Raw genomic sequence first — 19,034 nt, 5'->3', positions numbered from 1 at the left:
ATCTATCTGGAAAATGGGGGAAGGAAGAATGTTTCATGCTTATGATGTTCTAGCCAACCAGTTGCTGGCCAATGCAAATGATCCGAGTTGGTATGTGCCCTTTGAAGTGGCGGTTAAAGACTTAAGTGAAGAAGAAGCTTTTTGGAAGGTAACGGAAGAAAGCAATAGTATTGCTGAGATTGTGCAGCATCTGCTTTACTGGAATGAAACTTGGCAAACAAGGTATAAAGAAGCCAGTGTTCATGCGGTTCCTTCAGTGGATAATAATAATACCTTTGTCGTTGCAGAAGAGAAAACGTTCGAAGCGTTGCAAAAACAACTTTTAGAGGTTCTTTTACATTGGCAGGAATTGATTAAGAAAGAACAATTGGAAGCTGATGTTCAAGGATTCCCAGACAGTAAATGGTGGGAAGTACTCGGAAATGTAACAACCCATAATGCTTATCATGTGGGCCAGATTGTTTTTATTCGAAAAATACAAAAAAGCTGGAACCGCAATGTGAAGTGACATTGTGAAGTAAATCCTAAAAAAATAAAATTAAAAAGGCGTTAGCGGATGCACATTCATCTGGCTTTCGTCTTTTTTTACGTATTAATACTTACATATGCTTAATCATATACTCATAAACGCTTGTAAATACTTATAAAATGACTTATGATGACTTTAGGAGGTGAATTTCATTATGTATCAAGAGGAACGATTATTAAAAATACTCGAATATTTGAAACAACACCAAGCAATGAGTGTTCAAGATATCTGTACGCAATTTGAAGTCTCAAGAGATACTGCCCGACGGGATATTGTTAGGTTAGTACAAGAGGGCGTCGTTGTTCGGACGCATGGCGGTCTAGCGTTACCTGAATTGCAAAAAGAATTATTATCTTACCAGGATCGTTTGATCGATGAATCCGAGAGTAAGCAGAGAATAGGGAAGATCGGAGCCGCGCTTATCCAAGATCGTGAGACTGTGATTTTAGACGTATCGACCACTGTACAGTTTGTTGCTGAACAAATTAGTGCACAGGATATTACGGTTGTCACGCATTCAATAGATAATGTAGGGATTTTATCCCATCGTGAGGATCTGCAAATTTATGTACTTGGTGGTTACTTGAATGTGAAAAACCGCTTGTTATATGGTTCTTCCATTATCGATAAACTTAGTGAAATTCGTGCGGATAAAGCCTTTATTGGAGCGTCGGCGATCTGTGCTGATGGGCTCTATTATCCTTATGAAGAAGATGCGCGGGTAAAAAGAGAAATGGCTCGAAGATCTGATCAAGTGATTTTAGTAGCCGATCACACCAAATTTAATGCCAAATCCTTTTATCGGCTAGACTTTGACTTCATTGATATTTTAATTACAAATCGAGAGCTTCCAATCGAGATCAGAGAAGTTCTAGATCAGAAGAACATCACAGTTATTGAGTGTCAAGATGAAGCTGAAGAGGTTCGAAATCAAGAGTGATAACGAAATGGAGGAGAACGTTTATGACTTATATTTTGCAAAATGTACAAGTAGTGCTTCAGAATAGTATAGTTTCAGCGGCCAATGTATGGATTTCTGAAGGAAAAGTGATGAGGATAGACTCAGGAGATACCTCTATCCCAGAGGGTGAGTATGAACGGATTGATGGCGGAGGGCATTTGTTAGTGCCCGGAATGATAGATGTGCATATTCATGGTGCTAACGGGTTTGATATGATGGACGGTACTGAAGAGAGTATTCAAGAAGTATCGAAGGCTTGCGCAGCATCTGGTTGCACCTCATTTCTGGCTACCTCTGTGAGTTCTACGATGGAAGATCTTTTAGAGATGATTCGTAGTGTCAAACGTGTAATTGGGCATGAAGTGGGAGCAAAGATCGCAGGCATTCACTTAGAGGGACCTTATCTAAACCCCAAGAGAAAAGGAATGCAAAATGAAAAGTATCTGCGGCATCCTAACTTAGAGGAAATGAAGCTCATTTTCCAAGAAGCTGGATCACTCATTAAAATGGTTACGATTGCTCCTGAGCTGCCGGGAGGCATGGAGCTTCTTTCCTTTTTGAAGGAACGGGGAGTGGTGATAGCAATTGCTCATTCGGATGCCACATATGAGGAATCCAAACAAGCTTTTGCCGCTGGGGCAAGTCATGTTACGCATTGTTTTAATGGCATGCGGCCGATCCATCATCGAGATCCGGGGATTGTGGTTGCCGCTTTCGAAGAGAAACATGTAAGCCTGCAAGCTATTGTGGATAATGTCCATCTGCATCCTGCAATTATCCGATTGATGCATACCATGAAAGGACCAGAAGGAATGGTCTTGATCACAGATGCGTTACAAGCAATGGGGTTAGGGGATGGGAACTATATATTTGGAGGACATCAGGTTACGGTATCTGGGGGCATAGCGCGATTGGAAGATGGCACGCTGGCCTCCAGTACAGTTACCATGAATGAAGCCTTACGTTATACTGTCGAAACTGGAATTTCGCTGACAGATGCCGTACAAATGGCTTCAACTACACCTGCTAATATTCTTGAACTTCAACAAAAGGGGACGATAATCACTGGCTTAGATGCTGACCTGGTCCTCATGGATGATGAATTTAAAGTGCTCTGGACAATGGTAGGAGGGCAAATCTTACAGCTGTGACCGATATTCATGTGCGGTTATTCCGAACACGCTCTTAAAATGCCTGTTCAGATGAGTTAGATCCACAAATCCGCAATCTACAACAGCTGCATAGATATCCTTGGTTCTCTCAATGGACTGCTTGGCACGCTCTACCTTGCAATTTAAGAAAAATTGATAGGGCGATATTCCTGTATGTGTCTTAAACTCGCGAATAAACTGATATTTGGACAGACCAAATTCTGTGCAGAGATCGTCCAGCTTCAGCACATGGTCTAAACTGCAGTACATCATTTCCTTTGCTTTTTTGAGAAATTTATTATTCGTTCTACGATCGGTAACTATTTCAGTATTAGATACTAAATGAACCAGAGTGAATAACAGTTCACTGCACAAAGACTCCTCTTTGCCATTCTGGATGGCATGGTTTAGGGCTAATATGCACTGCGCCAATTTGTCATCGTATAAGATAGGAGTGGCGAAGCGGAGTTCTTTTTTATCTAGTATCTCTCGCATTAGGGTTGGCTTAATATAAAGCATGACATAATCAATGCCACCTTTATCATACGCATTGCCATCATGTGTTTGTTCTGGATTAAACAACATTACGCCATTTTTATGTGAGGATTGCAAACTACCGTCAAGATTATATTGCTGAATGCCACGAAGGGTCACACCGAGTGCATATTCCTCATGGCAATGTTTTTTATAGGTGAAATCAGTAAGGCTGGCGGATAAGGACAGGATCTCTGCTGACTTTTTATAGTTAAATCTCTCCACGTTCTTAACCTCCGCGACTTTATAGGATTCCCGATATCATAATGGCTGAGTATACTAAAAACAGTGCCATCACGGTATTTAGAACTTTTTGATGATTTTTCATAAATGTTCTGAAGATTGTCCCAAATACAACCCATGTCGTAAATGCAAAAAATCCGATCACAGTTATAATTATAACAAACATAAACAAGGCAAGCGAAGAGGTATAGAATGGCATTACGTAGTTGGGAATGACCGTTAGTGTAAATACTAGCACTTTAGGATTCACAAGCTGCATAAGCACGCCTGAGCGGAAATTGGCATTGGGGTCAGGCTGGTCTTCCATTGAACCCATTTTAAAGATTTTATAAGCAAGGTAGAGCATATATAAACTCCCAATGACTTGCATAATGATCAGGATATTTGGGATGATTTCTACTAGAACACGGTTCAGCAGAGTAGAAAGGATAAGTAATAAGCCAAAAGCCAGCGTGGATCCGTATACATACCCCATTGATTTTTTAGCCCCGGAATGTTGCACGGAAGAAAGAATAACAATATTGGTAGGACCGGGTGTAAATGTAGCGACAACGCAATAGATCAGAAAGGACAATATATTCATGATGACCTCCAGTAAAGTAGTTCTATGAATATAAACCTTTCAGTCTGAATGCTGATAGTATATTATTGCAGGATTTTTAAGAATTCCGGCCGGGAATAGAAGAGGTGTACGAATCAATGAATAAGAGTAATCAAATGGCCATAAGCACACTTTCTCCAGATGATTTTGAATCCACATGCTCTGTTTTTGAAATTTCAATCCCAGATGCTTTTGAAAAAGAAGGGCTTGATCATTTACAAGACGATATCCAAAGTGAAATAGATCATAAAAAGCAAATGGTGATGACTTCACTGGATACTACGACTGGGGAGCCTTACTTCCTTCTTGCAAAAATAGAAGAGCAGGTGGTCGGTACGATTTCCTTTGGAGCTTGTGGCGAAGATATTCAAACCTGCACGGATCATCAGTTAGATGAAATAGGGGAATTGGGCAGTCTATACATCATGCCAAGTTATCAGGGTCAAGGTGTAGGTTCAGCCTTAATTAAGGAAATGATGATATTTCTACAAAAGCAAGGGGTAGAGCGGTTTTGTCTGGACAGCGGTTATAAACGTGCACAAGTCAGGTGGCAACGTAAATTTGGAAAACCTTATAAAGTAGTGGAAGACTATTGGGGACCTGATTCCGTACATATGGTTTGGTTGTGTAATGTGAGTGATCATTTAAGCTAGAGATATATTTTTCATAAAAATAACAGTCCCTTTGCTGCGCGCAGAGGGATTTTTTGTTTTGTTGGATAAAACGGGTGTAATGTCGTTTGACAGATGATCTTTTGCCGGGTAATATGAATCTTAGATTTAGTGAATTAGTAATTTAGTAAATGAGTAAATTAGTAAATCATAAAATGGAGAGTGACTAACATGAAAATTCCAACAACTCTAAAACATAAACCTGTAGTCGTGTCAGAAAATTACGAGCAGGTTGATGGCCGCTACGCCGGGGACACAGATGCAAAAGGTCTATCCCTAGGATTAGCACAATGGAACGATAGAGGAAAGGTCGACATCTCAGCAAAGGTATGGAGACATACAGGGGACAAATGGTCGAGACAGTCCGAAGAGCTGCCAATGCACAGAGTGCTTGACCTGGCAATTTTGATTTGCAGAAGTAGTTTGTATTTTCAAGAGGCCTATCGTTTTCCAAAAATGTATGATCCCGAGAGCCCTATGATTGATCGTATTGGACTGCAGGGAGATGCAATGAGTGTATCTGTATGTGCAGATAATCCCATGATTGATAATGATATTAAGCTGTTCGCTCAGGCGCTTAGTGATGATGGTGAAATGATCGGAGAACGACTTTCGGTATTGTCCCGTTTATTGAAAGAAATGGGGTACTGAAATTTAGCAGAATGGCCTGTGAAAGGAGAATCATAAATTATAATGGACAAAAGTAAACGTAAAGAACTTCAGGAGCAATATAAGCAGCTCAAGACGTACATGGGTGCTATTCAAATTACAAACAAAAGAAGCGGGAAAATATTCGTTGACAGCTATCCCAACCTGAAGAATAAATGGATGACTATACAGATGCAATTAGATATGGGCAGATTTGCGAATGCAGAGCTGCAAAAGGACTGGAAGGAACTTGGAGCAGAAGCCTTCAGCTATGAGGTGTTAGAGCAGAAGGAGTCAGAAGACGTAACCGACGTGCGCTGGGAGCTTAAACTATTGAAAAAGAAGTGGTTCGAGAAATTGCAACCCTTTGATGACAAAGGATATAATAAGCCACTTACCCATTAAGCCAAGTATAAAGAAACCTTTAGCTTTCATAGCAAGGGTTTCTTTTTTTTGGATCGTATTTCACTCCGGATTTTATGTGTCGTAATATTATATATGTTTTGTCGCATTTTCCTACTAAAAAAGCTGTTTATTATGTGTTATTTTTATAGCAGATGTCAGAATAACATATATACGGGAGGCACAAGTAAATGACCATTAGAATTGGTAAGCTCAGCTATTGGCATGTGCATGCATGGGATTATACCAAGCAAGCTCAGGAGCATGAAGATACCGTATTAGCTGCAGTTTGGGACGAAAACGTAGAGCGTGGGAACAAAGCTGCGGAAAGCTTGAATATTCCTTTTTTTGAATCACTGGATGATTTGCTTGCGCAAGAGGATATAGATGCCGTTATCGTGGATGCACCAACGAATATGCATAGAGACGTAATCGTGGCTGCAGCCAAGGCGGGCAAACATATTTTCACAGAAAAAGTTATTGCCCCAACGTTAAAAGAAGTTAACGCAATTATCGCAGAAGTTAACGAGAACAAAGTGAAGCTAACGGTCTCCTTGCCTCGTTTAAATGACGGCTATACACTAACTATTCAAGAGATTCTAAGTCAGGAACTGCTCGGCAAGATTACTTACGTTAGAGTTCGCTTATCCCATAACGGAGCAACGGAAAGCTGGCTTCCTGATCATTTCTTTAGCTTGGAGCAATGTGGAGGCGGAGCTTTGATTGATCTTGGCTGTCATCCCATGTATTTGGCGAAGCTTTTCTTAGATCAAGATGTGACTGGGGTAAGTGCTAATTTTGGTTATGTAACCGGTAAAGAAGTGGAAGATAATGCCGTAGTGACACTATTTACGGATTCAGGAGCAATTGGTGTGGTGGAGGCTGGTTTCGTGAATAGTCATTCGCCGTTTACTATCGAGGTGCATGGAACTGAAGGAACGCTGCTTTACGGAACACCAGAGAATAAGCTTCTTCTTAGAACGAACAAATCCACGGATAAAGAAGAAGGCTGGAAAGAAGTAGCCCTGCAAAGCAATCGTGAAAGCGCCTTCCATCAATGGGTTGATCATATTCAAAATAATACACTTGCCACTCAAAATGTTGAAATGGCAGTTGAGCTTACCAGATTAATGGAGGTGGCGAACCGCTCGGCTAAAGAAGGCTGTGTAATTCCGATTGGGAGGACTTAACGTTGAGCAGCTTTCCCTATGAGATGATGTTTGAGAAGCAGGACATGCTTGAAAGATTGGATATCACGATTCTATGGGGACATTACGAGATTACAGTGTTTAGATTTCATTTGACATCTTTTCCACCGGGCAGAGTAGTCGAGTTCCATAATCATTCTGAATTTGAATTTCATTTCATTCCGCGCGGGAAGGGAGAAGTCATTCTTGGGGATCAAAAATATCCTCTTTCAGAAGGAATGTTCTATCTAACCGGACCAGGTGTTATGCATCGTCAAGAGGCAGATGCTGATGAATCCATGGAAGAGCTATGTCTGCATGTTGACATCAAAAAGAGGATCAGGGATGATGCTGATCTTTGGGAGGTTGCGGAAGCTGAGACCTGTGTGGAGAAGCTGAAGTGTTTACCCTTGGTTCCAGCACAAGACTATCACGGGGCTATGAAGTGTTTTCGAGAAGCGTACGAAGCATGCGATGGGAAGTTGACCGGATATTATACTTCAATTAAGCATCTTGTGATCAGTATTTTACTAAAGGCCGTTAGAGCGTATGATTCAGGCGGGATCCGCACGGAGGCGCCGGTTAGAGATATGCTGACTTACCGGTATCAATACGCAATGCAATATATGGAAGCGAATTATTCAGGAACGGTTACCTTAGAAAATGTTGCGGAAAAGCTAAATATTAGTTCAAGGCAGCTGCAGCGGGTGTTTAAGCAAGTAAATGCAGAACAATCATTCAGTAGGGCGCTTGAGGATATTCGATTGCAAGCGGTCTGCCGAAAGCTTGAAGAAAGCAATTATCCGATAGAACAAATCGCACAGTCGGAAGGGTTTACCAATGCTACCTATTTGCATATTGTCTTCCGCAAGCGGTTAGGTATGACACCGGCAACTTATCGAAACAGCAAACAAATCCATTAGAGGTGAGGGTGAAGGATATGAGTAAGGTTTTTCGTGTAGGGATTATTGGATGTGGTGGTATTGCGAATGGCAAACATCTTCCAAGCTTGAGCAGACAAAGTAAGGTTGAGATCGTGGCTTTCTGTGACATTATTAAAGAACGTGCTGATGAGGCAGCGGAGAAATACGGAAATAATAAAGCTACTGTCTATACGGATTACACTGAACTATTAAAAGATCAATCCATTGATATTATTCATGTGCTTACGCCTAATGATGTCCATGCGGAAATATCAATCGCTGCTCTAGAAGCCGGAAAACATGTGATGTGCGAAAAACCAATGGCTAAGACGGCGGCAGATGCCAAGCGAATGGTTGAAGCAGCGAAACGTACAGGCAAGAAGCTGACCATTGGATATGACAACCGGTACAGAGAAGACAGCTTATATTTGAAAAAAGCTTGTGAGTCCGGAGAGCTTGGTCATATTTATTTTGCAAAAGCACATGCCATCAGACGAAGAGCCGTACCGACCTGGGGAGTATTTCTTGATGAAGAGAAACAAGGCGGCGGTCCGCTTATCGATATCGGAACCCATGCGCTGGATCTAACCCTTTGGATGATGGATAACTATAAACCAAAAGTTGTGCTGGGCACTAAATATCATGAACTTTCACAAAAAGAAGAAGCCGCCAACGCATGGGGACCGTGGGACCCTAAAAAGTTCACCGTAGAGGATTCAGCCTTTGGAATGGTCGTAATGGAGAATGGCGCAACAATCATGCTGGAAGCGAGCTGGGCTCTCAATTCACTAGACGTACATGAAGCGAAATGCAGCTTAAGTGGGACGGAAGCAGGCGCAGATATGAAGGACGGACTTAGAATTAACGGAGAGAAATTCAGCAAGCTGTACACTAATAAAATTGAGCTTGGGGCAGGCGGTGTTGCCTATTATGAAGGAAAAGCTGAAAGTGCTCCGGATATAGAATTAAGAAAGTGGATTGAAGCGATTGAACAGGATAAAGACCCGGTTGTAACTCCTGAACAGGCTTTTGTCGTTTCGCAAATATTGGAAGCTATTTATGAATCGGCGCAGACCGGCAAGGCTGTGTATCTGGATTAGATTTTTGACAACTATAGCGATTTAGAGTAATATCCACTTGTGATTTAATTATAGGGATCCGAGACAAGACTCTCTCTTTACCGGGAGAGTTTTTTTGTTTTTTTACTTGTTTAGACTCTGGGTAATAGGGGTGGAAATCGTGGATACTGTTGATCGCAATCATGTGCTTATTGTGGAAGATGACGATAATATTAGACGTTTTATATCTATAAATTTAACGAATAATGGGTTTGTGGTTAGTGAAGCTGCTTGTGGAGAAGAAGCATTGCAGAGCTTTGAGGTGAGCCGTCCAGATGTTATGGTTCTGGATATCATGTTGCCTGATTCTAATGGGTTCGAAATATGCCGAAAGCTAAGAGAGAAAGACGCTGGGGTCATCATCATTTTCTTAACCGCACGTGGACAGGATTTGGACAAAATCAATGGCCTTGAAATGGGTGCTGACGATTACATTGTTAAACCTTTTAATCCATTAGAATTGGTAGCACGTATTAAAGCTATTTTGCGCCGTACAGAATCCGCTCTAAAGCCGCAAAGAACTATACTTCAAGCTGGACCGATCCGGCTGGATTTGAACGCGAACAAGATGTTTAAGCAGGATGACAGCATTGAATTAACTCCGAAGGAATTTCAGTTGATGAAAACCTTTCTGGAGCATCCGGATACAGCACTCTCTAGAAATGAATTAATGAATCTTGTCTGGGGAGAGGATTATATTGGAGATCCCAAAACGGTGGATGTTCATGTGCGTAAGTTAAGAGAGAAAATTGAGGTTGATGCTTCTAATCCGCATTGGCTTGAGACGGTATGGGGGCTCGGTTACCGCTTTAGAAAGGATGGTTGAAGAATGGGGATTCAGAAAAGATTAGTAGGAAGCTATTTTATACTCATTTGTCTTACTGTGCTCATTCTTGAAATCATTCTTAATGTATCTGTGCGATATTATTATTTTCATAACATAGAGGAAACCTTGATGAATCAAGCAGAGCTATCGGCTTCTTTTTTTCAGCAATACTTTGGGGACCAGGATCTGGAGGAACAATCGGATAGGTTACTGAAGGGTTTTGCGAGTCATTCTGATGCACAGGTGCAGATTATTAATGTTGAAGGCTGGCTGTTGCAGGACTCAAATGGACTTCAAGGCGATCTAACTATGACTGAGTACATAGATGTACAAGCAGCAATAAAAGGGCAGCCCGGCAGTTGGAAAGGTGCGGACCCTAACACAGAGGAAGCAATTTACGCGGTATCTTATCCCTTGCAGGCTAATGGAAACATCGTGGGGGGAGTCAGATTTATCACGTCCTTAACGGAAACTATACATACAGTTAAACATATTACGGTTTTACTGATCGGGGTGGGGATAATCGTTATTGGCATTGTCACCTTACTTGGATTATTGCTGTCTTGGACCATAACCAGATCAATTAAAGATCTGAAGCAGGCAGCAGACCAGATGACCGAAGGAGATTTCAGCATCAGAGTGCATAAGCGCTATCAAGATGAGCTTGGTTCATTGGCGGATACGTTAAATATGATGGCAAGCCGAATCTCCAAGAGTGAACAGCTTAAGAATGATTTTATTGCTTCCGTATCCCATGAACTGCGAACACCCTTGACCTCGATCAAAGGTTGGGCAATTACCTTAAAGGCGAGTGAGGTGAGTAATCAACCTCTATTTTATGATGGGCTTGATATTATTGAATCCGAAAGTGACAGGTTAACTCATATGGTGGATGAATTGTTGGATTTCTCTAAGTTGGATAACGGAAGAATCGCCGTTCACTTCACATCAGTGGATCTAACAGAACTGCTGCAGCATATCGGCAGACAACTTACCCCTAGAGCGACCCGACAAGGCATCTCACTAGAAGTGAAAATAGAAGAACATCTGCCAGTGATTCAAGCTGACGAGAATCGTGTGAAGCAAGTCATGATTAATCTCATTGATAATTCACTCAAATTTACTGGTTCATCAGATCGGATTTTAATCAGCGCCCATACGGTTCCAGGGAAAGTCGTGATTTCTGTAGAGGATACAGGCTCAGGTATCGCAGAGACGGATTTAGAGAATGTGCGGCAAAAATTCTACAAAGGGGATCAACAGGCTTCGGGCAGTGGCCTGGGTTTATCCATCTCGGAACAGATCATTAAATTGCATCATGGAGAGCTGCGAATAAGCAGCACTTTAGGCAAAGGAACGATTGTCCAATTTGACTTACCGATAGAATAAGAATTCAAATTTAACTATTTCATAACCACTTTCACCTCTTTCAAAGATAAAATACTATATATGCGGACAAGCGAGGAGTCGATGATCCAAATGCCGGGCAAATTCATAAAAATTGGTACCCTGTTTACAACTTTATTTTTGCTCGGAGGATGCGGAGTCCCGGCAACACCCGGAGAGCTGATTAAACCTCCATCATCAGAAGCAAGCCTGCAGCGAGACAAAACGAGCCAGGAATTTATTAAGTGGCTTCCAGACAAAGCTCAATTGATAACTCCGATGAAGGGACAAGAGGATAATGCCATCTCTTTTGGCGATATGGATGGAGACGGAATTGACGAAGCCGTAGTTGTGTATGAGTACAGTAAAAACAAAGGATATACTATAAAAGCAATGTTGTTGAGGCAGGAAAATGAAGCTTGGCAGAAGATTTCCGAGGTTGAGGGGTTTGGGTATGGTCTAGATTATGCCGGATTCTTTGATGTTGATGAAGATGGCCATAAGGAGCTCGCGCTGGGCTGGTCATTGGGTGAGGCTGGGAATGGTCTGGATATCTATACGCTAAGTGAAGATAAACTGAAGCTGTTATCGAAGAAAGCGTATCAGGGCAAATTTGATCTGAGGTAATCATTCAATCTAGTCATCCGTAGCGCTTCAATGTGAAAAAAAGAAGTAAAAGTGCTCAGCACAACAAGAAAACTACAGAAATTAAATAGAGGTTGTTTTATGCTCATCTCTACCAAAATTGCAAAGCTGGACAGATCCGTACTTTTTCTCACCACCTGCTTAGTTGGCGTGGGTACTGTTGCTATTTATGAAGCGACTACGGATACGCGGTTAGACGGTCTTTACATAAGTTATTTGTATTTATTTGCTTTATTTTGCCTACCCATGTTATTCATTGCTTTGGTAGATTATAAGATTCTATTAGGCAGGTTAGCGTATCTCTTTTATGGCGTGGGCATAGGTTTACTCGTACTGGTCAAGCTGGTTGGAGAAAACCTCAATGGTGCCGTGCGTTGGTTAAGCATTGGGAGCTTTCAGCTTCAGCCCTCCGAGTTGGCTAAAATATGTACGGTGCTGCTCATTGCTCATCTATTAGGTACACGAGAGGGCCAGCAGCTGCGGTTTTTTCAAGATTTAGTACCGGTTTGTTTCGTTTTTTTAATTCCTTTTATTTTAATAATGGATCAGCCCGATTTGGGTACAGCGCTCGTTTTTGCTGGCATATTACTTAGTATGCTGTGGATTGGTAACATCCGTGCTCTATATATGATTCTGATCCTTGGTGTTGTGATTATTTCGATCGGCACGATACTATGGCTGTATTATGCCAACTTCGACTTGTTATCCAAGATTGTCGAACCCCATCAATTGTCACGAATCCAAGCTTTTTTGGACCCGCAAAGCGATCCTGATAAATCTTGGCATGTAAAAAACGCAATGATAGCCATTGGCTCCGGAGGATTATCGGGCAGTGAAGGTATTTTTTTGCGAAAAGGATATATTCCATATGCGTATTCCGATTCGATCTATGTAGTCATCGGGGGGAAATACGGTTTTATAGGTTCATCCGTGCTGCTGATGCTTTATTTACTGCTCGTGTACCGAATGATCTTTATTGCGCTGGATAGTAGGGACCGTGCGGGTACCTATATTGTCACCGGGTTTATCGCCATGTTCATCTTTCAAGTTACCGTTAATCTTGGGATGCATATTGGGTTGCTGCCCCTGACGGGGATTTCATTGCCTTTTATTAGTTATGGAGGCAGCTCATTGCTAACTAATATGATTGCGATTGGCATGGTGTTAAGTGTTAAAGTTCATAAGGATGAAAGCACTGATTGAATTAGCTATTGGAACTGAGTGGAGGAAATTATGTCTAACAAACGCAAGTGGACAACAACCCGTAAAATTCTGACGAGCATTGGTCTTGTCTTAGGCGCAGCTATTATAGGGATTGGAGTATATGCAGGGTATTTATATAAAAAGACGGATGATGCGATACAGCGTATGGCAGCTCCAGTCACCATCCAGCCCACAGCTGTTCCAGAGGAAAAAAAGGAGACGGTATCGGTTGAACCTATGATTTTTCTGCTAGCCGGGGTAGATAGCCGGGATGGCGGTGGTGGAGTAATGAATACCGATGTTCTGATGCTTGTCAGCTTCAATCCGGACACGAAGTCGACGAGTTTCTTATCTTTACCACGGGATTTGTTGCTAAAACCTAAATCGTTGCCTTCCCGCAAAGCCAATTATTATTATGCTTATCATTACATAAAAGACAAAACAGAGGCTATTCCAAATACAAAAGAGTTCTTCAGTAATTTGCTCGGTCTGCCGATTGAGCACATGGTTGTGGTGAATTTTGATGTGTTGCAGAAGACCGTGGATTTGCTTGGCGGACTGACTATAGATGTCGATATGGATATGAAATATACCGATACGGCAGATGGTACACACATCGATTTAAAGAAAGGCTTGCAGAAGCTGGATGGCAAACAAGTTCTTGATTTTGTACGGTACCGTAAATCGAATCAAGGAACGGCTGAATCCTCCGATTTCCAGCGCAATGATCGGCAGCAGCAAGTAATCAAGCAGATTCTGGATAAGCTAGGAAATTTCCAAGGCGTGTCCCAATGGGGAAATGTATTGGATATCATTGGTGAAAATGTGAAGACGGATATTCCTCAAGCAGATCTGCAGCAGTGGTTATTCAACTTCCCTAAACTTAAACCAGAGCATATTAATTCCTTACATGTGGAATCTCTTTGGAAGAGTCCGTATGTCTATGTGAATAAAGAGGATCTAAAACAAGCACTTACTACTCTGAGTACGGAAGCAGGCGTCAGCTCCGAAAGCTCATTACACTTGGAGAATGTTGGGACTGTGGATTAACATCAACAAACTGCTCTTAGGAGCAGTTTTTTTGTAGCTTTCTGCCGGCTGTGAGTTTATGTAGAAAATAAGGTGAAAGAGTTTTTTACCTCGTATTGAGCTTCCAATTAATAGTATAATAAGAACTCGTAGGAGTTATTTCAATATGTTGTAGAGAGCTTATCCACAATAACTTTATGCGAATACATACTCATATTTTTTTGAGGAATAAGGAGATGAGAGCATGACTGTAAAAACTACAGCGGAACAAATCCGCATTATCGAATACGATTCTTCTTATGCTGGGGCGGTCGCAGAAATGTGGAACCGCAGCAACGAAAGCTGGGGCGGAGGCACCAATCAAAGAACTGAGGACAGTGTGCGCCGTGAGATGGAGATCTCGTCCAATCTTAATGCCTTTCTTGCCGTTGATGGCAAAGAGGTAGTCGGCTTCTGCAGCTTCGCCCACTACCGTCAAGATGAAGGGGCTTTGTATGTCCCGCTATTGAATGTACGCCCCGATTATCACGGATACAAGGTTGGCCGTAATCTGATTCTGAACGCTGTTCGCCAAACAATAGAAGCGGGCTGGCCACGTCTTGATCTGTTCACTTGGGCAGGTAATACGAAAGCCGTACCGATGTATAAGAAATGCGGATTTTTTTGGGAGAAAAATGAAGATTACGTCCATCTGATGAACTTCATTCCAACAGTACTGCAAACGGAAGCACTTGCTCCTTATTTTGAAGAACTGGATTGGTATGCAGACAGTACCCGTGATCTTCCCATCCAGCCAGATGGCCGCCAGGAGCGTGGCTTTGATTTCTTTGATTACACTTGGCAAAAGGGAAAACTCTCCTTGCGGGCGGAATTCGAGAAGACTGGCCGCGGTCTGACCGCTCTTGATACACCAGACTATGAAATCTCTACGGAAATTGATGATCATGATCTTGTGTTTGGTTCGACCTACAAGATTCGCTATCGCATCAAGAATCGTTCGACGTCTGAGCTGGCCATTGAGATCGAAGGCCAGAACGATAAAAATATCCGTTTTGCTCTATCTGCTGCGCGAATACTCGCTCCAGGTGAAACGGTTATCGTGGAAGGTGATTTTGAGCTTGATTCAGTTCGGGAAGAACAGAACGATAAGAAGACACACCCCGTTGTTATGAGCAAGTGGATCATCGGTGGCAAGCGTGCGGAATTCCGCATTGGCGTTGCTCCTAAATTTCCACTCAAAATGAAGATAGCGCTGCCACACCGGGAATTGTATCTGGGTCTTCCTTCGGAACTGTACCTTAATGTGGAGAATAATTTTGCTGCAGAAGCAGAATTTTCTTTTGATTTGCCCGAAGACGAATTCCTGATGTGGGCGGACCGTACAGTAAGCTTTACTGTTCCAGCTAAGAGTAAGGCTTCTATTCAAGTACCCTTTACCCTAAATTCATACGGTCTTTATTCACAGGCTATTGAGGTAACGGCCGTTCCGGTTGGAGAGAAGGCAGTCACCTTTATCAGCAAGCTATCCGTTCTAATGAAGGGAACGCATGGCCGCTTTGGTGGGGAAAACGGGGATCAGTGGGTGGCGGTGAATGGCGCCTACTCCATTCATCTTAATAATACCGACAATGGAATGTGGATTGAATATCCCGGCTCGAGCCATAATTTCTGGTTGACCCATCCGAAGTTAGGCAAGCCATTCGCAGAAGAATTCTCTAAGAAACAGGCCAAAGAAGTAAAGATCTATTCTGAAGGGGAGAGTCAGGTGCTCGAAGCTCTTTACGAGTCGGAAGAATTTCCGGGTCTTGAGATAAAAAGAGTGGCTAAGCTATTTGCTAACGGAATCGCTGAGTTTTATAGCGAGGTTTGCAATACCAATAGTGACATCCTGGAAGAAGACATGTATCTGTTGACGAATTTCGGCTTTTTCGGTAAACAGCTTATCTTGCCATATCAGGGCCAATACGTGGACATGGGCGATGCTTACTCAGGCGATCCAAGTCTTTGGGACAGTGCACAAATTACGGAGAACTGGTTGTTCTGCAAGGAAGAGAACGTCACATGCGGAATCTGCTGGGATCCTTCGCTAAAATTACTTCGCCCGGAATACCCGCTTGGGCTGGAGCATAATCTTGGCCGAATCTCCGCTGGAGATGTCGTACGGACAAAAACTATGATGTTTGCTCTTAACACCTTCCTTAAGTGGTCGGAATTTCGCGCCTTTGCCCTAAAACAGCAGAATTCGGTCATACCGGTGTTGGATGACCATCTTGAGCTAACGCTCGGCGGTGGAAATCCGTTTGCGGCAGGGGCACTTCATGCCGAGCTAATCGAACGAAAGGTGACACCGCTTGATGGAAGCCTTGAATTGTATGTACAGGCTGATGGAGAAGAGGAGCGAAGTGTCGCTGAGATGGAGTTGCAAAGAGGACAAAATTTGCACTCCGCAGGTTTTGAGCTCTCTACTGAGGATACAGAATCACCAGAACACAACGAATCTGGCCGTAAGGTCCGGGTCGTCTATCACGGTGAGGACCGCATTCAAGAGCGAACAGGCCTCTGGTTTCCACAAACGGAAACAAGCGTTGTTTGTGGGATAGAAGAAGGACCTGCGGGTCCCATTTACACAGTGACCAACGGAGTTCTATCTATTGCAGCTGCTCCTGATTTCGGCAGTGTTGTGCATTCCTTGAAGCACCGAGGAGAAGAGTGGTTGGACAGCACCTTTCCGAAAGCAGAACCACGCTCCTGGTGGAATCCTTGGCATGGTGGACTCGGTGTGGGTATTTCTGGAATAGGCGGATTTAGCCGGTTGCAGGAGCCAAGAAGCGCAGCTTGGACGGAGCAGATGGATGATCACGGCAACGTCTGGAAGGGTTTGAGACTGACCACTTCGATGGAGAAGCAGGAAGCAAACCGGGGGATCACGATCAATCAGCATTACCTCATGCTGCCCGGAGTTCCTGTGCTCTGTGTGTTGATTTCAGTAACCAATGAAAGTGGAATGACGCTGCCGCATTATTCGCTATCCGAGGATAGTTACTTTAAGCCTTCACCAATCTATTCGGAAGGCTGGATGGAGCTCCCAGAGGAAGGCAACTTCCCTATCGGGAAGGTCGAAGCCCATCTGGAATCCAAGGGGCTTATCCGAATCGGTGCAACTTCGCGTAAAGACATGCTGCATGTGGTGCATAGTTATCCTAATCAGAGAGCTATGTCTTACGTGAACAATAAGGTATTCACATATGGTGTGAATCACCATCTACTACTTCTGAACGGAGAAACCGCTTGGACACAGCCGACCTTCATGATCATGGGAGAGCTCGCTCTGGATCCAGAGGTAATTCGTAATCTTATGAAGGTGACCTTTGCTAGTGCTTCTGACAAAAAGGAGACTATAAATGCCAATCATTGATATTCACATACATCTGTCGGACATCGATAGCTTTCATCAGACAGCACAGGACCTCTCCAAAGTTGATTACACAGCTGCTGGGCTCAAAGCGGAGTTTGACAAGAACGACGTTGTTCTCGGCATTGGAATGGGGGTCACGGAGCAGACGAAGGGAGCCTTTCCTGACTCTGCCTCTCCCAATCCGATGGGTCTCGACTTGGAAGCCAGTGTACCGCCGTTCTTAATGGAATGCGTGGGCATTAATCCGAATATGCTCGGAGGAAAGGATGCTTTGGATGAGCTGGACCGAATTGAGGCACGGCTGCAAGCTCCTGAGGTAGCTGGTATTAAGCTCTATGCCGGGTACTATCATCATTACGTTTATGACAAAATCTACTCGCCGATCTATGAGCTGGCAGCCAAGTACGGCACGCCTGTGGTTATTCATACCGGTGATACGTATTCGATGAATGGATTGCTTAAGTATGCGCATCCGCTTACCGTGGACGAACTAGCGTTCCAACGGCGCGACGTGAACTTTATGATCTGCCATTTAGGCGATCCATGGGTGATGGATGCTGCCGAAGTGGTCGCCAAGAATCCGAACGTCTATGCCGATTTATCTGGTCTCGTTGTTGGTGATCGGCCTCATTTTGAGCGGTTCATGAATGAACCCCTGTTTATGGATCATTTTCGCCGGGCGCTGGTATACTCTGATCACTATGAGAAAATGCTGTTCGGTACCGATTGGCCACTCGCGCCTATTGACCTGTATGCGGAGTTCGTCCGCCGACTTGTGCCTGAGCAGCACCACGAGAAAGTATTTTATGAGAATGCCTTTGCATTATTCCCACGCATCCAGCAGAGAATTGCAGCGCTCTGAGCGGAGCGGGACAGTATATTTTAAGCGCAGGAAAATAATATAATTACGAACAAGCCATCCTTTGTTAGTACTAAAGGATGGCTTGTTTTTACATTTGTATGAAACCATGCCTATTTTTAGATTGAGGTTCCAAATTTTAATCTTCCTTTTCTTTACTTAACAGATCAGCTAGCTCTACTGAATTCTTATTTCTTAAATCCAGCATCTTTTCGCTATTGCTAGCTTTAATCAGGAAACCATCTTTCGTTTTAAAATCCATATAAAGGCTAAATCCGACCACCTTTGAATTAGCGTAAGTAACAGTCATTCGATAAGTTGGTTGACCGACATCAACAGACCCGCGTACTTTTTTTACAGTTCTTATAGCATCTTCGAAGATTTGAAGGCTTTCACGGTCAGTATAAGTGATTTCTGTTGTTTCGGATACAAGATTGACACTAACGATCTTTTGCGTGGGTCTGACTAATACAAATAATAAAATCAGTAAAATTATCAGTGAAAATGATAGAATACTAAATTTTTTCATAACCTGCCCTCCTTACTTAAGAATAATGCAGACCAATCACTTAGTTTCCAAAATAGTTATAAATTTCAGCTGAGTGTGCGTTGGTTATCTCATTGTTGGAATCTTATAAAAATTCCTAGGGTTCTATTTATTATTTGCTACTGGACTGGTGAAACCTTTATTAAAATAATAAAC

The 19,034-nt window shown here is 42.8% G+C and carries 19 protein-coding genes; 16 read left to right on the top strand and 3 right to left on the bottom strand.

Annotation, left to right across the window (positions count from 1 at the left end; all coding sequences use genetic code 11):
* Positions 1 to 28 precede the first annotated feature (28 nt).
* The 3 genes from NYE72_RS19500 to nagA all read left to right on the top strand — a co-directional run bounded on the left by NYE72_RS19500 (position 29) and on the right by nagA (position 2,641).
* On the top strand, positions 29 to 508 hold the full coding sequence (locus NYE72_RS19500; RefSeq protein WP_036688853.1) for a DinB family protein: 480 nt from the start codon (positions 29 to 31) through the stop codon (positions 506 to 508).
* A 175-nt stretch (positions 509 to 683) separates the two neighbouring features.
* Positions 684 to 1,469 (top strand): DeoR/GlpR family DNA-binding transcription regulator, encoded by a 786-nt coding sequence (locus tag NYE72_RS19495; RefSeq protein WP_038572168.1) that lies wholly within the window; start codon positions 684 to 686, stop codon positions 1,467 to 1,469.
* A gap of 23 nt (positions 1,470 to 1,492) precedes the next feature.
* Complete coding sequence (gene nagA, locus NYE72_RS19490; RefSeq protein ID WP_036688848.1) at positions 1,493 to 2,641, top strand: N-acetylglucosamine-6-phosphate deacetylase; 1,149 nt, start codon at positions 1,493 to 1,495, stop codon at positions 2,639 to 2,641.
* Here the strand turns inward: nagA and NYE72_RS19485 are convergent.
* Together NYE72_RS19485 and NYE72_RS19480 are read right to left on the bottom strand one after the other, a co-directional pair.
* Entirely contained in the window at positions 2,630 to 3,400 is a 771-nt protein-coding gene (locus tag NYE72_RS19485; protein WP_038572165.1) for an AraC family transcriptional regulator, read from the bottom strand. The genes nagA and NYE72_RS19485 overlap by 12 nt on opposite strands.
* A gap of 19 nt (positions 3,401 to 3,419) precedes the next feature.
* Positions 3,420 to 4,001 (bottom strand): LysE family transporter, encoded by a 582-nt coding sequence (locus NYE72_RS19480; protein WP_038572164.1) that lies wholly within the window; start codon positions 3,999 to 4,001, stop codon positions 3,420 to 3,422.
* Positions 4,002 to 4,117: 116 nt separating this feature from the next.
* Between NYE72_RS19480 and NYE72_RS19475 the strand changes: the two genes are divergently transcribed.
* The 13 genes from NYE72_RS19475 (at position 4,118) to NYE72_RS19415 (ending at position 18,334) form a co-directional block, all read left to right on the top strand.
* The gene (locus NYE72_RS19475) at positions 4,118 to 4,672 is read left to right on the top strand and encodes a GNAT family N-acetyltransferase (protein ID WP_038572161.1); all 555 of its coding nucleotides are present in this window, start codon (positions 4,118 to 4,120) and stop codon (positions 4,670 to 4,672) included.
* 189 nt (positions 4,673 to 4,861) lie between these two features.
* Positions 4,862 to 5,341, top strand: coding sequence for a DUF6530 family protein (locus tag NYE72_RS19470; protein ID WP_038572158.1), 480 nt, complete (start codon positions 4,862 to 4,864; stop codon positions 5,339 to 5,341).
* 42 nt (positions 5,342 to 5,383) lie between these two features.
* Positions 5,384 to 5,743 (top strand): GIY-YIG nuclease family protein, encoded by a 360-nt coding sequence (locus NYE72_RS19465; protein ID WP_038572157.1) that lies wholly within the window; start codon positions 5,384 to 5,386, stop codon positions 5,741 to 5,743.
* 188 nt (positions 5,744 to 5,931) lie between these two features.
* Positions 5,932 to 6,930 carry a Gfo/Idh/MocA family oxidoreductase gene (locus NYE72_RS19460; RefSeq protein WP_038572155.1) on the top strand — a complete coding sequence of 333 codons (999 nt, stop codon included), beginning with the start codon at positions 5,932 to 5,934 and terminating at the stop codon, positions 6,928 to 6,930.
* Positions 6,931 to 6,932: 2 nt separating this feature from the next.
* Positions 6,933 to 7,850 carry an AraC family transcriptional regulator gene (locus NYE72_RS19455; protein ID WP_235219571.1) on the top strand — a complete coding sequence of 306 codons (918 nt, stop codon included), beginning with the start codon at positions 6,933 to 6,935 and terminating at the stop codon, positions 7,848 to 7,850.
* A gap of 17 nt (positions 7,851 to 7,867) precedes the next feature.
* Positions 7,868 to 8,950, top strand: coding sequence for a Gfo/Idh/MocA family oxidoreductase (locus NYE72_RS19450; RefSeq protein WP_339210275.1), 1,083 nt, complete (start codon positions 7,868 to 7,870; stop codon positions 8,948 to 8,950).
* 139 nt (positions 8,951 to 9,089) lie between these two features.
* The gene (locus tag NYE72_RS19445; RefSeq protein WP_036689130.1) at positions 9,090 to 9,794 is read left to right on the top strand and encodes a response regulator transcription factor; all 705 of its coding nucleotides are present in this window, start codon (positions 9,090 to 9,092) and stop codon (positions 9,792 to 9,794) included.
* 3 nt (positions 9,795 to 9,797) lie between these two features.
* Positions 9,798 to 11,183: a HAMP domain-containing sensor histidine kinase gene (locus tag NYE72_RS19440; RefSeq protein WP_038572147.1), complete on the top strand. Its 1,386-nt coding sequence runs from the start codon at positions 9,798 to 9,800 to the stop codon at positions 11,181 to 11,183.
* A 90-nt stretch (positions 11,184 to 11,273) separates the two neighbouring features.
* The gene (locus NYE72_RS19435; protein ID WP_036688830.1) at positions 11,274 to 11,807 is read left to right on the top strand and encodes a hypothetical protein; all 534 of its coding nucleotides are present in this window, start codon (positions 11,274 to 11,276) and stop codon (positions 11,805 to 11,807) included.
* 99 nt (positions 11,808 to 11,906) lie between these two features.
* Entirely contained in the window at positions 11,907 to 13,028 is a 1,122-nt protein-coding gene (locus NYE72_RS19430) for an FtsW/RodA/SpoVE family cell cycle protein (protein ID WP_339210273.1), read from the top strand.
* A gap of 30 nt (positions 13,029 to 13,058) precedes the next feature.
* Entirely contained in the window at positions 13,059 to 14,078 is a 1,020-nt protein-coding gene (locus NYE72_RS19425) for an LCP family protein (RefSeq protein WP_038572139.1), read from the top strand.
* Positions 14,079 to 14,301: 223 nt separating this feature from the next.
* The gene (locus tag NYE72_RS19420; RefSeq protein WP_339210271.1) at positions 14,302 to 17,472 is read left to right on the top strand and encodes a GNAT family N-acetyltransferase; all 3,171 of its coding nucleotides are present in this window, start codon (positions 14,302 to 14,304) and stop codon (positions 17,470 to 17,472) included.
* The gene (locus NYE72_RS19415) at positions 17,459 to 18,334 is read left to right on the top strand and encodes an amidohydrolase family protein (protein ID WP_339210269.1); all 876 of its coding nucleotides are present in this window, start codon (positions 17,459 to 17,461) and stop codon (positions 18,332 to 18,334) included. The genes NYE72_RS19420 and NYE72_RS19415 overlap by 14 nt, the downstream gene beginning before the upstream one ends.
* A gap of 136 nt (positions 18,335 to 18,470) precedes the next feature.
* On the opposite strand, the gene NYE72_RS19410 is transcribed toward NYE72_RS19415, so the two are convergent.
* Entirely contained in the window at positions 18,471 to 18,860 is a 390-nt protein-coding gene (locus tag NYE72_RS19410; protein ID WP_339210268.1) for a hypothetical protein, read from the bottom strand.
* Between the last annotated feature and the right edge of the window lie 174 nt (positions 18,861 to 19,034).

The sequence above is a fragment of the Paenibacillus sp. FSL L8-0333 genome, assembly GCF_037965665.1.
Classification (GTDB): Bacteria; Bacillota; Bacilli; order Paenibacillales; family Paenibacillaceae; genus Paenibacillus_AQ; species Paenibacillus_AQ odorifer.
The sequence above is the reverse complement of the archived record's forward strand: the minus strand, read 5'-3'. Positions and strand labels throughout refer to the sequence as shown.

Excerpts from the sequence above, each read along its gene's own strand:
- NYE72_RS19435 (WP_036688830.1), top strand. The coding sequence starts at position 11,274 with ATGCCGGGCAAATTCATAAAAATTGGTACCCTGTTTACAACTTTATTT.
- NYE72_RS19480 (WP_038572164.1), bottom strand. The coding sequence starts at position 4,001 with ATGAATATATTGTCCTTTCTGATCTATTGCGTTGTCGCTACATTTACA.
- NYE72_RS19415 (WP_339210269.1), top strand. The coding sequence starts at position 17,459 with ATGCCAATCATTGATATTCACATACATCTGTCGGACATCGATAGCTTT.
- NYE72_RS19450 (WP_339210275.1), top strand. The coding sequence starts at position 7,868 with ATGAGTAAGGTTTTTCGTGTAGGGATTATTGGATGTGGTGGTATTGCG.
- NYE72_RS19430 (WP_339210273.1), top strand. The coding sequence starts at position 11,907 with ATGCTCATCTCTACCAAAATTGCAAAGCTGGACAGATCCGTACTTTTT.
- NYE72_RS19410 (WP_339210268.1), bottom strand. The coding sequence starts at position 18,860 with ATGAAAAAATTTAGTATTCTATCATTTTCACTGATAATTTTACTGATT.
- NYE72_RS19470 (WP_038572158.1), top strand. The coding sequence starts at position 4,862 with ATGAAAATTCCAACAACTCTAAAACATAAACCTGTAGTCGTGTCAGAA.
- NYE72_RS19425 (WP_038572139.1), top strand. The coding sequence starts at position 13,059 with ATGTCTAACAAACGCAAGTGGACAACAACCCGTAAAATTCTGACGAGC.
- NYE72_RS19465 (WP_038572157.1), top strand. The coding sequence starts at position 5,384 with ATGGACAAAAGTAAACGTAAAGAACTTCAGGAGCAATATAAGCAGCTC.
- NYE72_RS19500 (WP_036688853.1), top strand. The coding sequence starts at position 29 with ATGTTTCATGCTTATGATGTTCTAGCCAACCAGTTGCTGGCCAATGCA.
- NYE72_RS19475 (WP_038572161.1), top strand. The coding sequence starts at position 4,118 with ATGAATAAGAGTAATCAAATGGCCATAAGCACACTTTCTCCAGATGAT.
- NYE72_RS19495 (WP_038572168.1), top strand. The coding sequence starts at position 684 with ATGTATCAAGAGGAACGATTATTAAAAATACTCGAATATTTGAAACAA.
- NYE72_RS19440 (WP_038572147.1), top strand. The coding sequence starts at position 9,798 with ATGGGGATTCAGAAAAGATTAGTAGGAAGCTATTTTATACTCATTTGT.
- NYE72_RS19460 (WP_038572155.1), top strand. The coding sequence starts at position 5,932 with ATGACCATTAGAATTGGTAAGCTCAGCTATTGGCATGTGCATGCATGG.
- NYE72_RS19420 (WP_339210271.1), top strand. The coding sequence starts at position 14,302 with ATGACTGTAAAAACTACAGCGGAACAAATCCGCATTATCGAATACGAT.
- nagA (WP_036688848.1), top strand. The coding sequence starts at position 1,493 with ATGACTTATATTTTGCAAAATGTACAAGTAGTGCTTCAGAATAGTATA.